Origin of the sequence: Paracoccus liaowanqingii (assembly GCF_004683865.2) — a bacterium.
GTDB classification, from domain to species: Bacteria; Pseudomonadota; Alphaproteobacteria; order Rhodobacterales; family Rhodobacteraceae; genus Paracoccus; species Paracoccus liaowanqingii.
Genome location: NZ_CP038439.1, coordinates 2,260,871 through 2,276,831, shown reverse-complemented (window position 1 = coordinate 2,276,831; position 15,961 = coordinate 2,260,871). Strand labels below are relative to the sequence as shown.

At 59.6% G+C, this 15,961-nt stretch carries 11 protein-coding genes and 1 pseudogene; all 12 read right to left on the bottom strand.

Features of this window, described 5'->3' with window-relative positions; all coding sequences use genetic code 11:
* Nucleotides 1-466 precede the first annotated feature (466 nt).
* Entirely contained in the window at nucleotides 467-4,021 is a 3,555-nt protein-coding gene (locus E4191_RS10970; RefSeq protein WP_135313437.1) for a DEAD/DEAH box helicase, read from the bottom strand.
* Nucleotides 4,022-4,061: 40 nt separating this feature from the next.
* Entirely contained in the window at nucleotides 4,062-5,375 is a 1,314-nt protein-coding gene (locus E4191_RS10965; protein WP_135313436.1) for an MBL fold metallo-hydrolase, read from the bottom strand.
* Nucleotides 5,372-8,368: a DUF1156 domain-containing protein gene (locus tag E4191_RS10960; RefSeq protein WP_176562699.1), complete on the bottom strand. Its 2,997-nt coding sequence runs from the start codon at nucleotides 8,366-8,368 to the stop codon at nucleotides 5,372-5,374. The genes E4191_RS10965 and E4191_RS10960 overlap by 4 nt, the downstream gene beginning before the upstream one ends.
* A 17-nt stretch (nucleotides 8,369-8,385) precedes the next feature.
* Nucleotides 8,386-8,829: a DUF7680 family protein gene (locus E4191_RS10955; protein WP_456320275.1), complete on the bottom strand. Its 444-nt coding sequence runs from the start codon at nucleotides 8,827-8,829 to the stop codon at nucleotides 8,386-8,388.
* A gap of 3 nt (nucleotides 8,830-8,832) precedes the next feature.
* The gene (locus E4191_RS10950; RefSeq protein ID WP_135313433.1) at nucleotides 8,833-11,742 is read right to left on the bottom strand and encodes a DUF499 domain-containing protein; all 2,910 of its coding nucleotides are present in this window, start codon (nucleotides 11,740-11,742) and stop codon (nucleotides 8,833-8,835) included.
* Nucleotides 11,743-11,945: 203 nt separating this feature from the next.
* Nucleotides 11,946-12,089 (bottom strand): hypothetical protein, encoded by a 144-nt coding sequence (locus tag E4191_RS24845; protein WP_407947019.1) that lies wholly within the window; start codon nucleotides 12,087-12,089, stop codon nucleotides 11,946-11,948.
* A complete protein-coding gene (locus E4191_RS24840) occupies nucleotides 12,090-12,326 on the bottom strand; it encodes a hypothetical protein (protein WP_407947018.1) in 237 nt (78 codons plus the stop codon).
* Nucleotides 12,323-13,219, bottom strand: a pseudogene (locus tag E4191_RS10940) (recombinase family protein); the annotation flags it as partial. The pseudogene E4191_RS10940 and the gene E4191_RS24840, both read right to left, overlap by 4 nt.
* A 41-nt stretch (nucleotides 13,220-13,260) precedes the next feature.
* On the bottom strand, nucleotides 13,261-13,575 hold the full coding sequence (locus E4191_RS24170; RefSeq protein ID WP_135313432.1) for a hypothetical protein: 315 nt from the start codon (nucleotides 13,573-13,575) through the stop codon (nucleotides 13,261-13,263).
* 148 nt (nucleotides 13,576-13,723) lie between these two features.
* Entirely contained in the window at nucleotides 13,724-14,137 is a 414-nt protein-coding gene (locus E4191_RS10930; protein ID WP_135313431.1) for a hypothetical protein, read from the bottom strand.
* Nucleotides 14,134-15,444, bottom strand: coding sequence for a recombinase family protein (locus tag E4191_RS10925; protein ID WP_135313430.1), 1,311 nt, complete (start codon nucleotides 15,442-15,444; stop codon nucleotides 14,134-14,136). Before E4191_RS10925 ends, E4191_RS10930 begins: the two co-directional genes overlap by 4 nt.
* A complete protein-coding gene (locus tag E4191_RS10920) occupies nucleotides 15,441-15,893 on the bottom strand; it encodes a DUF2924 domain-containing protein (RefSeq protein WP_135313429.1) in 453 nt (150 codons plus the stop codon). The genes E4191_RS10925 and E4191_RS10920 overlap by 4 nt, the downstream gene beginning before the upstream one ends.
* Nucleotides 15,894-15,961: the final 68 nt, after the last annotated feature.

Below are 15,961 nucleotides of genomic sequence, written 5' to 3'. Positions count from 1 at the left end.
ACCTGGTTGCGGGGGATTGCAACCGCATGTGGCAACCGGCTTGTTGTGAGGATCAGCAGATGAAGGGCAATGTGATGGATCACTAAAGCAGACGACTTCTTGTTGGCGGGCTCTCGCTCCGCCACTTGCCCCCGCGAAAGCGTTCTCCCGATCCGGCTGCGGCCGGAATTTTCCGTTGTTTTCGAGGGTTATGCGGGAGGGGCCGAGCACTGGCTGCAGTCCGGAGATGCCCGGAAGCGGTCTCTTAGGGCTGGTATTCTCTGGACCTCATGACTGCGTCGAATTGGTAAGTTATCCTTAAGGCATTGAACATACGTATATTTTTCAAAGATCCCGACATGCACTTCGATGTCAGTGGCGTTTGCCAAAAGGAACTGAGAACGAAAACGATGCGTGTAGCCGACGGCCATCCTATACGGCGCCAACCACCATTTTCCTTCTTGCTGCAAAGGTCGAACCTGACGGCTCACTGTGACCATCTAGGGTCTGCCAGCGCGGCATCCAGTTCTCTTCCGGTAAGGCGGGTTTTGATTTGGCTGGGAACAAGATCGTCCCGGAATTCACGAAGTTCGGCCACGTGCTGCACTTCCCAGTTCGGATAGCCTCCCAGTCGCTGAAACACATTCTGCAATCGATGAGCAGTTGGGGTCTGTTCAGACGCGAGCCTATGAAATTTCCCATTCAGATCGTCGGTATCTGGTTCAATACAAATTAGAAGTCTACCAAGTTCGTCGATCAAACGGTGCCTTGCCGCTTCATTCTGCGCAGTGGCTTTCGATCCCATCGCGGCTGCAAACCGTTCCGCTCTAGTCGCGACAATGCTTCGAACATCAGCACTCATCGTCGCTCGCGCCGCCTGCCATTCCCCTTTTGGAACCTCTTTACCATCCCAAGTGTTTAACAGAGCTTGGAGGTGAGCAAAGGAATTGACATCGTGCATTCCTTCATCGTTCAGCCACACGCAACGTGTAGCGCGAAACGCCTCAAGTTCAGCTGACACCAACAGAAGCGGCAACCGTTCCTCAGGTTGCTGAAGTTGCTGCCGAATAGCGTGTTGACGCTGATCGAGGCCGTCGACAAAAACACCTTCTGTGCTGACGTGCATCGCTGCCGGATTTGTCACAAAGCGGAGGGGTCCGTCCCCGATCCTATGTAACGCATTGCTCTCGGCAGTGACTTGCACGCCCGTGCGATCAAGCGCTGCTAGTAATGCCTCGGTGTCGCTTACTGAAATAAGGGCTGGCTCAGGAGACAAAGGAATAGGCTCATCCTCGGGAAAAGCTTGCATTATGGTTGGATTGGCTCGGATCTCGTCTGCCGCCCGGACCAAGGCTTCCTCATCAACTTCCTCGTGCCCTATCAGCATTCGCAGTGCGTGTGACAGTACTGGCTGCATCGGCCCAACAAAGGTCTCAAAAAGCCCACAGCGTGAGGCCAGAGCCCGATACACACGCTCATCCACGCTATGCTTGAGATAAAGATTGACGACAGGAAGCACAGGCAATTCTTGCCCAATACGGTCGATTCTGCCGATCCGTTGTTCGACTTTCGATGGGTTCCAAGGCAAGTCGAAATTGACGAGGGCCCCCGCAGCTTGGAGGTTAAGCCCCTCGCTCGCAGCGTCCGTGCAAACCAGAACTTTGATGGTCCCTTCTCGAAACGCCTTTGTGACCAACTCCTTCGACGCAGATATCCAGCGGTTCTCTGACCGAAACGCTCCTCCTTCTCCCGAATAGGAGGCAACTGATGCACCAAACGCACCGACCAAGGCGTCGCGCAAGTACGACATTGTATCAGAATAGCCCGTGAAGATCAGCACGGCTCTCCCGTCACTGGTAAGCTGCTTGGTTCGTTCCACGAGCCGATCACGCTTTGAATCGAGGGCGCCTAATGCCGCAATGCGTTCCAAGAGATCGTCGATCTCGGAGAGCTCAGCACGCGCTTCCTCCGGCGTCTCAGGCAAGGCAGATGTGAGCTTCACATTAAGCAGATCCTCAAGCTCCTGAGAATCTTCAAAATCCACAACACTTGGATCTGGAGCATGTTGGGCGATCACAGCCCTTAGACCGGTCGCGCGGCGTTCAAGACTCTTCCGCAATGCGACCGGCGAACTGGCGGCGCGCCGGCTGTAAATTGTCATCACAAAGCCCTTGCCCGGCTTCTGATTTTCTAGCTCGTCGAAGCGGCGGTCAATGTACTTTGAAACTGCCTCATACACTGCGCGCTCCTCCGAAGTGTCGAAGTCGAATGGGTCGTCCTTTACCTCTCTGGTGGGCGGCGGCCGATCCAGCAGCCCCATTTCAAAGTACGTGCGCAATGTGCGCCGAGTGTTGCGGTGCATTCGTTTTGCAAGCGGCGAGCAATCTCTCAGCCATCGCACCGCTTCCTGCCTTGATGGCGCGGGTAAGAAACGAAGCGCCTTCGCAAAGGCGTCAGCGTCATCCAACGGAGGCAAGTTTAAGCTGGCGGGCGCGGGGGGACACTGCGGCGTTGCGGCCAAGATACGTGCCAATGCCATGCCCTCACTCCGTGGCAGCGCACCGCGGTCAAGGCTCGCCAACGCCATGTAGAAGCGACGAACGATGTGGAAGCCAGAGAGCCATAGCCCGCCCTCGCCTAGCACCTGCAATAGGTCCCAGGGTTCCCACGGGTGGGTCTGCATTGGCGTTGCCGACAAAATCATGAAACTGCGCGCTTGGCCCTTGGTCTGCATTTGCCGTAACAGACCAAGCAGCAAGGTTGGTGTGTTGAATTCACCCTCGATCTGGCTTGCGCGGCGAGCAGCATGGCCTTCGTCTAGCAATACAACGTCCCAAGGAGCAGCGGACAATAGTGCTGGCAAGTTCCCTTCTGAACGCGCCGTCTCGCGGCTTAACAACAACAAGGGCTCATCCAGCGCTTCAGCTATGCCAGAGATCGACTGTTTCGTCCCGTCGGGCCAGATTAGGGTCTTTGGCCCTTCCATTCTCGGAACAAGCAGGCCACCCTTCTCTCGGAGTTCTCCCTGCCATTGCGGCAATAGGTTCGCAGGTGGAAGGATGAGCGCGCGCTTCACGCCGCGGCCTGCGAGTAGACGACGCAGTGAGAGGATCGCCTCAACTGTTTTCCCCATGCCCACCTCGTCACACAGCAGGCGTCCCTCGGGCCAAGCCGCTGCCGTCTCGGCAACGACATTCCGCTGATGCGGCCAGAGCGTGACCGGAGCCATGGAGTCACAAGTCGCTGCGCCTCCATCTGGCATGTATGGTGCCTCGAGAGCGTAGCCCCACATCATTGCTGCTCGTTGACGGAGGAAGTTATCTTCTGGTTCCGCTACCGGCGGGACTTCGGGCGCCATCTTGATCAGCGCGTCCCGCACTGCATCAGGTAGCGAGACGGCAAAGACGGCAGGATCGTCGCCCGACCAAAGCAAGTCGAACTCCTCGCGGAAATGCGCGTGACGTTCGGGGTCATCCCAGCTTTCGCTGATCTCCAGCTTCTCATAATTGCCGCGGATACCATTTGCGCTTTCATTACCGCTACCAGCGAAAATCAGCGCTTCGTCGGCCTCATCGATGAACAGGCCGAATTTCGCATGCAAAATTCCGTCACCTTGGCGCATGACGCCTACCTTCATCTCCAGCCAGCCATCGCGCGAGAGCCATGCCAACATCTCAAGTCGGCCCTTCTGCAAAGCCGTCTCGGGCGTGCCGAGCCGCGCGAGCAAGGCACTGATCAGGGGCGCGTTGTCATTTGCTTCCAGCAGGGCACGCACATCAGCCGCGGCAAGCTCTTCGTTTACGAGCAGGCGAAGTGCAGGCTTCTCAGTGATTGCGCCGTCCACGATACGTTGGATGACCGCGCCAAAACCTGAAGCGGCAGCAGCTAAGACGGAAGATGAAAAGTAGGCGCAGCAGCGATCATAACGTACGGCCCGGCGCAGCGCAGGCTCGTAGAGTCGCGCGACCAACTGTCCATCGGGCGCACGCAGGAAGCGCGGCCATGAAACACTTCTCAGCGAAAGTGGTGCGGCATAACTCATACGTCAGCCTCCTTAATGAAGCTGGATGAAAACACCGAACCTATGCGCATGCACAGGGTTTCCCTACGATGACCAATGGATACCACCAATCTGGTCCTGCACTGGCGACCCCAGCGATATGTGCTGCGCGTCGAGTGGCGGGACAGGTTGCGCAGACCTTTAACGGCCATTTGAGTGACTTGAACGTTTGCCCGGGCTGACTGCTGCTGCCACCTGCTCGGACTAGGACTATGATATCCGCCCAGCCTCGCATGTGTTGGTATGCCGCGCTGTTTGTCTCTGCGCCGTGGTGTGGAGCTGTTGACACGATCGGGTAGCGAGGGCGAGCCGTAGAACTAAGAAAAGACGTTGCGAACTTACTGCCATCGCCAAGTGGAGAGTCGCCACAGAGGAGGACTCCAAGCCTTGTTATTGTTGGCGGCGCGAAAAAGACCAAGCTATGCCGGTTGATCTCCGTCAATCGAAGTAAAAGGTTGGCGTACAGCGGCGCTGGCGCCTGCTCACGCGCGTTGATTGGCTCGAGAAATCCGGGCACCCCACCCGACGGTCGCCGCGTTGTTTCAAAGGCACGATAGTCAAACCACCGGACCCGCAGCTTTCGCGCGATAGCGGCATTGGCAATGCCCCGTATCGCTTCCACTGTATCGATCACGCCGAGCCACCCAGTTGCAGCTCCTGCTGACAAACGAAGCTTTCGTTCCCGGTACTTGATACTTGACCTCGCAGACTCGAATGCCCTTGAAGCGACTTCGTCCCCGGGCAAGTTGACAGCCTTTCGCAGCTCATCGAACCATGTAGGTTCGTCAATCGGCTCTGTTGCTCCAAGATCGATCTCGGCACCATACCTGTCTTCTTCCTCCCGGAATGGGGCTTCGTCGTCACCATCGCGGCGGATAGACAAATCCTCGTCCGTCCTGAAAGTTTCAGCCGCTGTTTGATCGTCGGCCCCCACGAAACGATCAAATGGTGAGCTGACTACTGGATCAGGTTTGTTCGCGCCGATGATCCCGTCCAGCTCTCGAAGCAGTCGCTTTACGAAGCCCTTGGGGTCTTTCATTAGGTCAGGCACGACATCTGCCCAACGACCGGGCAACCACACTTGCCCGATCTGTCCGGGCCAATTCTTGAGCAAATCAGGCAATCCGCCAGCATGATCGCCGTCGCCGTGTGTGCAGACCACGATGTCTAACTTCCCTATCGCTGGAAAATGTGTGGCCAGAACGCTGCGGACCTTGTCCTTCTTCCAGCCACCATCCACGAGCACGGCATAATGGCTTCGCCGCAGAAGAAATGACTCTCCGCGGACAGGAAGGGCGAGCAATTGGTCCCAGCTAGCGATGCGCGTGCCTGTCATTGTTCGTCCTGATCTTCCTCCGCCTCATTGTCCTCTTCGTCCTCGATTTCCACATCCTCGGGCTCTTCCTCCGAAGCAGCGGCCGATCTGGAGAAAAGGTCAAGGAACGCTTGGTCGGGCAGCTTCTCTGACCAATCCGGAGGTGTAATCCCGAACAGGGCGTGCAGCATGGCGTGCCAGGCGCGGAACTCGGCGAACTTCTGCGCTACTGCGTTCTTTTCGCGCCGCACCGCGGGAGGCGCTGCGTTAAGCAGAGCTTCGATCAAACGCACGGTTGGATCGCCGGGTTTGATGCCATGTCGCGTAGCAAAGGACCGTGCGGCACCGATACCTCCCGCGCCCCCGCCTGCATCGAGATAGCTCAATGCAAGAGCCTGGGCCCTGTCGATGTGTGTGCGGAAGACCGGGTCACGCGGATGGATCTTGAGTGACTCCGCCTTCTTGACACGTTTGCTTCTTCCCGGCTCCCAGCCGAACAGCAGCTGCTGGGCCTCAGTGTCGTTAAGTGGCGCGTCCCGGCGGCGTTCGGTCGCTGACAGGATGTTCACATTGTCCGCCTTGCGAGCGATGAGGCCTGCCTGTTCAAGAACCGCGACGTCCATGCCGACCGCATGACCGAGGATCTTCGCCTCGTTGAATCGGAATTCGGCGGCCCCAAGGGTGGCCCAGCAAAGCAAGGCGAACTGCGCCTCGGCCTCGACGCCCTGCAAACCGCCTTTCGCGAGTTGACGAATGCGCCAGTCCGCGACCGCATCGGCGGCGATGTCGATGGCAGCGGCGACACCAACTGGTTCTCCCGTATCGGTTCGAACCTGGTCGTAGGCAGAGAACACCTCCATGGCGGGGCCAAAGCTGCCGACGAGCTGGTCAACGGGGTTCAGCCCTTCGGCCGCCAAGCGCTCTGCGGCCCCTTGGGCGACGGCGCGGATGCGGGCCTGCATCGCCGTGTCGAAGTACCCGGTGCCTGCATGTGCCGTGCGAACCCGCGCAACAAGGATGACCGTGGACTGAGCCGCATTCTTCTTTGCCTGATGCAAGCTGTGCTCGCTCTCGGTCTTGACCGGCCATGTCGCTGTGATCGTGAAGCCCGCTTCAATCAGCGAAGCGAACAGCGCTTCCCAGGCTTCTTGCTTCTTGTGCGTAAACATGACTGTCAGCACGCCGTCTTTTCGAAGCACGCGATGGGCTTCGGAAAAGACCTTTGTCATAAGCGACTGATAATGCGCCTGCGCCGCAGCGGATGCATCCTTGGCCTTCTTGGCTCCCGCCCTAAACCGAGCGTCGTTCTTGACTGCCTCTTCTGCGTTTTCGCAGAGCAAAGAAGAAAACCACTCGGGCCGTCGATGGCCTTGGCTGCGCTTGAGCCAGACATAGAAAAAATCCGCCAGTTCGCTGTACTGCACGTTGTCAGAGTATGGCGGGTCTACAACGACGGCATCAAGCGAGTGGTCAGCTAGATTAATCAATGACGTGGCTGATCCCTGCGTCATTTCGGCGGAGGCGGACTTTTCAGCTCGCGGAAGCCTAGAAAGCTCTTCGTAGGCTGAAACTGAACTGTCAATTGCCCATGCCAGACCACCGCTGGCAGCTACTGGCGCCATTTCTGTAAATGTCAGCTTGAATGAGAAATCATGGCGATCAAAAATTCCTCGAATGACTTGGTGCGAAATATGCCAAGACGCCAACATACAATTGTAGTTGGTAAATTTATCTATCGCGAATGCAAGCAAATGCACCACGGCCTCACCCAGTTCCTCTCCGTCTACCTCGATCATGGTGGAGCGAAGCATTTGCAGCTCCTCCATGAGCACACCAAACCCGAGTAACTGCCGAGGGCTGAACATGTCCACCCAACGCGGCATGCCGTAGGTTCGCGGCCGCGCGTCCGTGGTAATCTCTGGATAAGCTTCCGTCGGGATCAGGTTCCGCGCCTCCCAATCCCCTCGCCACTGCTTGAGTTGTGCTTCTGCCGCGTTGAGCGCGTCGAAGTCAGACTGCTGAGGCGAGCGGAATTTCAGACCTTGCGGCGTCTTTAGCGCAACGGCATACAACGCACTGCCCATTCGCCCTGCCTGTGCTTGCGCCTTGATCCACTCAGCCGGAATCACTTCGTTCGTGAATAGGCTTATTCCCTTTCCTCTGGCATAGGTACGGGTCGGAGGTGCAGAAAGCGCGTTCGGGCCGATACCGATTGGCCGGATCTCTGTTGTCCAAGTGCCGGAGTCCTTGTCGACCACTGGCTGCGCCGCGACAGGGATTCCACCTTTTGGCTTCAGCACATGCCAGTCCGGTACCAAGGGCGTCATGTGTCCGGTGGTCGGGCAGGGAATTGTGCGCGCGAAAACATAGGCCTGAACGTTTACGCCGATTTCCTTGGGAAAGAAGCGGCCTATGCGTTCGGCAACGCGCTTTTCCCATGCACGTCCCCAATGGCGCGCCCGATCTGCGAGTTTCGGCCCGAAGCGAAACGGGTAGTCCAAGGTCGCTTCCAGCACGCTGCAAGCCACGGGGTTGTACTCGTTGGCGAAGGTTGGGAAACCGAGCCGTGCACTTTCCAACGGGATGGAACCGCCCCCGGACATTGGGTCCATGACTTTCGGCAGGTGCCCCCATACGCGAGTGGCAGCAGCATGGGCCGCCTCAACATCCTTCTCACGAATAGGTGCCTTGAACGCGCGTAAAGCCCCGAATCCACCCGGCACCTCAACCCCCGTGTTCATCAGCTCGCGGATCGCAACGATCTCCTCGCCCGAGCGGCCAAAGCCGAGGAGGCGCTCGAACGTCTCCCGAGGAAAGTTTGCCGGCAACACGCTGCCCAAAACGGCGGCACGGCTCGCGACCAATGGTCGGCGTGCCCACCACACATGAAAGCGTTTGTCGGGCGGTTGCTGACCGGTACTCCGCTCGCGAATGCACTCTACGCCAATGGCTGCTGCAGGCAGCCAATCTTCGATCAGCAGTCTCGGCCGCCCTGCCTTGTTTTCGTCCGGCATTTGCAGCCCCTCCAACTTTAACTCACAGCTTCCGTAATGATGCGCAGCGCGCGCACCCATCGCAGTCCTCGGCCATCTTGCATGCGGCCGAACCAGGACGCGGCCTCGGTTGCGTCCGCCCCTCTGAAATGCTCGGCCGACTTGGACAGCCGCGTCGCGTCCCGAAGGCCCCTCGCCACGATTGCGAAGCCAGCAACTCGTGCGCCCCAGTCCGCGTCGAGCGGCTGGTAGGGACCTGGCTCCAGTTTCGCCTTGCCACCATTCGCCTTGAGTGCGGCGCGCAGAAGGCCTGAAGATGCCGTAAGGGCAAGCGGCGAAATCGCGGCCACCCGATCGAAACGCTCTTCCATGCGATCATTCACGCGACGCCGGTAAACGATGGCTGCCAGTCCCTCCCGTCGTTTAACGACGCGAAGTGCGAAAGGCGCTTCCCTCGTGGCCTGGACCTGCAAAGACGCCATCGGTCAGACCGAAAGCGGCGCAAAGCGCGCCTCTATGGTGGCGTTTTCAGGCAGTTGCATGAACACACTTCGCAGAAGCGCGCCCAGGTCAGCCTTGCCATCCTTGCCAAAACCCAGCGCCAATGTCACTCGGATTGAGCTTCCGGGCGCAAGCGAATTCCCCAGGGTCTGCGCCATAGTCAGCGGTTTGATGGCGGCCGCGACCCTTGTTTCCGTCACACTGAAGGCCAGCTTGCCGCCGTCCTTCATCTCGCCCGTCAGATCCGCTTCCACAGTGATGTCCGTCGCTCCAAGAGGGCTGGCGGCCCCAAGCGCCCTCTGAGCGTCTGCGGCGGTCACGCAAACAATACGCAATGTGATGAGACTGCGCTTATCGGCGTAACCTGCTGCTGTCTCTGGGTCTGTCGTCGAAGTCGGACCAGCGCCCTTCGGCGGTGGTGGAGGCAGCGGCAAGCTATCCGGAGGGGGCGCGGTTTCTTGCCCATCTGTTTCCTTCAGCCAACCCTGAGCGGTCGAGCACCCAGCCTCGGCCACACGTGTTGTTTCATCCATTGGTAGGGTGGTCAGCTTGCGGTCCTTATCACGCAAGCGTTTGCCGTTGGACGTGTAGACCGCGCCCTTTGCATCGAAAGCCGTCCCATCCTCCTGGCGCACCACCAGCCTGCCATCGGTAACAGCTCTCAGAATTGAGCTGCGTACGATGGTAGCATTTGGTACGAGGCGTAGACCTTGAGCGGAGAGAAAACGCCGATGAAGGGACGCTGCTGTGCGTGCCTCGGGTTCGTCCGCGAGAGGCACGGCACCATTGAATACCAGTTCCAAGAACCGGTCAGGATAAAGACTATCCGTGTCACCATAGATGAGCTTCCGATCCTCGACAAAAGCCCTCACGGCATCCTGACCGGAGGGAAGCTGCATCGGCGGAGTATCGGGCGGCGCAATAAAACGTTCATCGATTGTAAGTGCAGAACCATCAGCAAGCACAAGGCGGTTGAATGCCCGTGCAGCTTCGAGGCGCGTTGCCTTTCGAAGTTCCGGGATTTGCTTCTTCAACTGCTCACGTGCAAGCTTTCCGCCTTCACTATTGGTCTGTTCCGCTTCGATTGCCTCTGCCGCCATTAAACGTTGGATGCGCTGAATTGCTTTCTCGAGGCCGTTTGCGTCTGGCGCTACCGCAACGATTGCGTTGCGGTAGGTGCGCATGGTCTCAGCGCCAGGCGTGTCATCGGTGTAGCTCACAATGGAACTTGCAAGCTCCTCGGTTTCGCAGAGCGCCAGCTGAATTTCGGCGCGCTCTGGCACCGCCTTTGCGTTGGGGGGCCACGCCAGAAGCTTGGCGAAGGCTCCCTGAAACGACTTCTGAATCTCGGTCTTCAATCTGTCGAGAGAGTCGGCTCGGGGAACCTGTCCCATGCGTTCCTCGATCTGCTTCAGGATGTTGGGCTCATAGCGGAACTGCCAAGCATTGGCGCTCCCGCTCATAGGGTAGAGGTGCCAGCATGCACCCGCCAGTCGGTCAAGAGCGTGGGCCGGCTCGTCACCGCCGTCCTCCGGTCTCAGAACTGCAAGCGTCAGATCCACATGGTCTAGGCCGCTGCTGCTTTCCATCGGCAGGCTTTCCAACAGCAAAGCAGAAGCCACGCGCCGATGTTGCCCCCATACGCCGCCGTCAAGCTCGCCTGCATGGCCTTCGACGTCCGCCGCTACGGCAGCTCTAAACTTCTCGCGCCCCAGTCGTTCCAGAAGGTCGTCCTGAATAAGCGGGCTTGACCAATCGATCTCACCAGCAGTGATGATCTCTGGGTTGCGCGCCGGGTCATCCCAGACGCCGCGGACCATACGAGCAAATAGACGAAGTGTCCCACGGGAGAGGTTGTAATCCGGAAGAACACGAAGCCGCTCCTCAGCCGTTTTTATGAGGCGCGGGTGCAGCGGATAGCAGGCACGAAGTCGCTCTGAGTACTTTAACGACCTCGCTTCTTCTGGCACCAGCGTCGGATGATCAACTGCCACTCGTTGATACAGAGCATGATGATCCGCTGATGTCTTGTGCGCGAACGCCGGGTCCACATAATCAAAGAGGCGGCGGATGATGACTTGTGCTGTTTCATTGCCAATCGGCTCAATAACCGTGGCCTGCCGACCTGTCTGTTGCTCTAGCATTCGTGCAAGATGCGCAAGGCGAGCGGCGCCCTGCGCATTGGCAGGTTGGTCCTTAGGATCACTAATGACGAGGACCACCTGCTTCCGGGTAGCGATCGCTGTCATCAATGTTCGGAGGAAGCCGATCAGATTGCCAATCTCCTGCTCAGTGAGTTTTTCCATATGGAGGACGAGTTCGTCGATAAGAATAAGGGTAGGCTCATTCGGCAGCCATGATTCAACAGTAGCTTCGTCTGGCGAGGCTGCAGCGCTATTGGTCGGTCCCAACGCGTTTAATGCACTCGGGCCGCCTAGCTGAAAAGCCAACTCTGCTGCCAGGCTCTTTGCCTCCAGTTCGCCATGACGCGCAAAAACTGGATAGCCTGCGCCTTCAGCATCGATGCCACAAATCCTGACTGAGCTAGGGCGGCCGGCAGATGGTAGAAGATCGGTGCCCTTTGTTGGGTCACCCATAACCTTGGCGAGGTGCCAAAGAGTCATCAGCGCGTGTGTCTTGCCGCCCCCAAACCCCGTCGACAATCTGAGGATAGCGCCTGCCTCTGTTGTTGAGGAAAGACGACCAAAAACGTCCCTGCACAGTTTACTTAGGGCGACCGTTGGGTGGGTATTCTTGAAGAATAAATTCGAATCGCGGTATATTGCCGGCCCATCGTTGCGGATCAGCTTCCCGAAGCTGGCAGCGAAAATAGCGTCGTCTAGTTCGCCTTGCAGAACGTCGTCACGCGGCTTGCTGCCCTCCTTAACGCCCATAGTCGAAGTTCCTCCGCAGGATTTTGTTCAAGACTCGACAAGAGATCGAGCGCTAACCGATGGTGATCTATCGGATTTCTCCCTGACAATCCATAGGATCTAGGACTATTTGGTCCGGTTTGCAGACGCCCAAACGAACATTCAGGGGTCCAGTCGGTGTGCCCGTTAAGCCGTTCGGCAACTGAGAGCGTGCATCGCCATCGTCAGCGGAACTTGCTTTGAACGAGCCATCCCGCCGGAAACGGCTCCAGCACCCGCGCCAGCGTCACTTCTGACCCCTGTGTCCCGCCAAGGATCGCTTCAACGATATCTGGCGCAAGCAATGTCAGGCGCAGGACACGGCTCATTTAAGTCGGTGCAATGCCTTCGCGCGCGGCCAACTCGGCGATGGTAGTGAACTCGCCGGTTCCCAGCATCCGCTTCCAGCGGAATGCACGCGCCAACGCCTTGAGCATCGTGTTATCGTTCCTTCGGGGTGGCGCGGGGCCGCCAGGCAGATACATCTCCTTCCGCCCGCCGCGTTTCACAATGCGGAAAGGAACATGCACTGTGATGGTGTCAGGGATCGGCTGCGAGCGCGTCATGCCGCCGCCTCAACATCGGCGATCATTTCTTTAGCCAACCCCGCCAGCCCGTCCATCCGTAATCGCACATTCAAACCGTTGTTGCCAATATCGACCCTTTCGACCAGCAGGGTTACGATGCGCGCCTGTTCTGCCGGGAACAACTGGTCCCACAGTGGATCAAGCCCCATCAGCGCCTCTCGGGCGTCGGCCTCGGCGATGTCGCCGTCTGGAGCACGGGCTGCCTTCCACGTTCCCGCAATGATCTCGGGCTGGCGAAACACCGCGCGCAACTGATCAATTACGGCGGTCTCGATCTCACTTGCCGGGACACGACCCACCGGGCAAGACCCGGCGCCATGCTTCAGGACAGTCTGGCTGACGTAGTAGCGGTAAAGCCGCCCGCCCTTGCGGGTGTGGGTGGGCGAGAACGCGGCGCCATCGGGCCCGAATAGTAGCCCCTTCAGCAGCGCGGGCGTGTCGGCGCGTGTGCGTGCGGCGCGCTTGCGCGGGCTTTCCTGCAGGATCGCATGAACCTTGTCCCAAACCTCGCGGTCGATGATCGCGTCGTGCTCGCCGGGATAGCTGTCTCCCTTGTGGACCGCTTCGCCGATGTAGGCGCGGTTGCTGAGCATCCGATAGACGTACTTCTTGTCGATCCGGTTCCCGCGCGGCGTCCGGATGCCGCGTGCGCCGATCTCTCGCGCCAGTTCCGTGCAGGACCCGATCTCGAGGAAGCGGGAGAAGATCCAGTGGACATGCGCGGCGCTGTCCTCGTCAACCACCAGCTTCCGGTTCTCGACGCGGTAGCCGTAGGGCGGCACCCCGCCCATCCACATGCCTTTCTTGCGGCTCGCCGTGACCTTATCCTGGATGCGCTCGGCCGTGACCTCGCGCTCGAACTGCGCGAAGGTGCGGATTCTTCGTAAATAGTTGTTGCGTTTCGCCGCCCCGTTCAGTCGGGTTTCAGGCGGGCGTAGCGCGGTGGGATGCTGCTTCCATACCCAGCGATAGCCAGCGTTTGGTCCATCTGGACTACCCAGCCGGCGTCCACTAGCCGAGTGATTGATGTCTCTGCTTTTTGCTGGTTCATCCCTGGTGCTTCAGTAAAGATTTGGACGGCCTCGTCGTACGAGATCTTGCCGTCGGGTCTGGCGAACTCAGCCAGCACGGTCAGGCACCCAAAGAGAAGTATGTCTTGCTGTCGGATCAGGTGCTCCGCAATCCTGGTATCCATCCAGGGGAGGTGTGGAAACGTACTCATCATCATTCTCCTGTTTGATGTGCTGGGTATCCACAAGGCTGACCGGCATCGCTCGCCTGAGAGGGCGTTGCCGACCCTCCTCGAAGATCGTGGGACGCCTGTACGGGAGGTCATCCCCGGTCAGGCCTTATGGGGGGAAGCGGTTGGCCCGTTGCTATCGCGGCGCTGCTTTCCAGTGCGACCGCTGGGCCGCCCAGTCCGCCGGGAACGGTTCCAGCATCCGAGGCAGCGTCAGTTCAGGGCCGTGCCTGCCGTCAAGGACGACCTCGACGATGTCCGGGGCGAGCAGCGTCAGCCGCAGGACCCGGGTCATGTAGGAATGGGCGATGCTCTCGGACCCGGCCAGGTCACCGATGGTGGCGAACTCGCCGTTCTCCAGCATACGCTTCCAGCGGTAGGCGCGGCCCAGCGCCTTGACCAGCGCACTGTCGCTCCGGCGATGCTGCAGCGCACCCTCCGGCAGCTGGATCTCCTTGCGTCCGCCACGCTTCACCACGCGGAAGGGCACATGCAGGGTCATCGCCTCGGGCATGGGCGCGGGGACATAAACCGGCGCTGCACGGGTCATGCCGCATGCTCCATCGCGCCAGCAAGCATCTCCTCGGCAAGGCCGCTGAGACCATCAATGCGCAGGCGCACATGCAGACCTTCGATGCCGATGTCGACGCGCTCGACCAGCAACGCCGCGATGCGCGCCTGCTCGGCCGGGAAGAGTTCGTCCCAAAGCGGATCCAGCTGGCCCAGCGCATCACGGACGTCGGCCTCGGTGACACCGCTGTCCTGCATGTGCGCCGCCTTCCATGTCCCCGCGACGATCTCCGGCTGCCGGAACACCGCCCGCAGCTGGTCGATGACAGCCGCCTCGATCTCGCCCGCGGGCACACGCCCCACCGGGCAGGCGCCGGCGCCATGCTTCAGCACCGTCTGGCTGACATAGTAGCGATAGAGCCTGCCGCCCTTGCGGGTGTGGCTGGGCGAGAAGGCCGCACCGTCGGGACCATAGATCAGCCCCTTCAGAAGGGCAGGTGTCTGCGCTCGGGTGCGGGCGGCGCGGGTACGCGGGCTGTCGGTGAGAGTGGCGCGAACCTTGTCCCAGATGTCCCGTTCGATAATGGCCGCATGCTCGCCAAGGTAGCTGTCGCCCTTGTGCACCGCCTCGCCGATGTACACTCGGTTGTTCAGGATCCGGTAGATGGCCTTCTTGTCGATATGGTTGCCGCGAGAGGTGCGGATACCGCGCTTTTCCACCTCGCGGGCCAGTTCGGTGGCCGAGCCCATCTCGAGGAAGCGGGCATAGATCCAGCGAACATGGTCCGCGCCCTCGCTGCAGACCACCAGCTTGCGGTCCTTGACTTTGTAGCCCAGCGGCGGGTTGCCCCCCATCCACATGCCCTTCATGCGGCTGGCGCGGAACTTGTCGCGGATCCGCTCGGCGGTCACCTCGCGCTCGAATTGCGCAAAGCTGAGCAGGATGTTCAGCGTCAGCCGGCCCATGGAGGTGGTGGTGTTGAAGGACTGGGTGACGCTGACGAAGGTCACCCCGTTGCGATCGAAGACCTCCACCAGCTTCGAGAAGTCCATCAGCGCGCGCGACAGCCGGTCGATCTTGTAGACCACCACCACATCGACCAGCCCGTCCTCGATGTCTGACAAGAGGCGCTGCAGGGCAGGGCGCTCCAATGTGCCGCCGGAGATGCCGCCGTCGTCATACTGATCGCGCACCAGCACCCAACCCTCGGAGCGTTGGGAGGCGATATAGGCCTCGCAGGCTTCGCGCTGGGCATGAAGCGAATTGAACTCCTGCTCCAGCCCTTCCTCGGAGGATTTGCGCGTGTAGACCGCGCAGCGCAGCTTGCGAACAACCGCCTTTGTCATGCCCGGCTCCTGTGGTTCTTGAGCCCAAAGAACACCCAGCCGTTCCAGCGCGTGCCGGTGATGGCGCGGGCGAGGGCGGAGATGGACCTGTAGGGTCGGCCCTGCCATTCGAAACCGTCCTGCGTCACCGTGACGACCTGTTCGGTTCCCTGCCATTCTCGGATAAGCCGGGTGCCGGCGATGGGCATGAGATCGGCGCGGATCCGGCTCTTCTTTCGGTCACCTCCGTCCAGTTCTTCACCCAGCCGTTCCAGGCGTCGGACCGTCTCGGGCTTCAGCCCGCCATAGGCAAGTTCCTGGATGCGATAGGCTAGGCGGCTCTCCAAATAGCGCCGGTTGAACGGCGGCGGTGGGATCTCGAACAGTTCTAGCCATTGCTTCTTTAACTCTGCCGTCGGCGCGTCCTTCAGGGCGGCTAGACGTCCGGGAATGGGATCGACGTTCATCATTTGCTTCTTCTCTTCGACTTTCGTTGCCCTGTACTACCGCTCTGTCCGAGGCGGATGTGTAGTCCCAG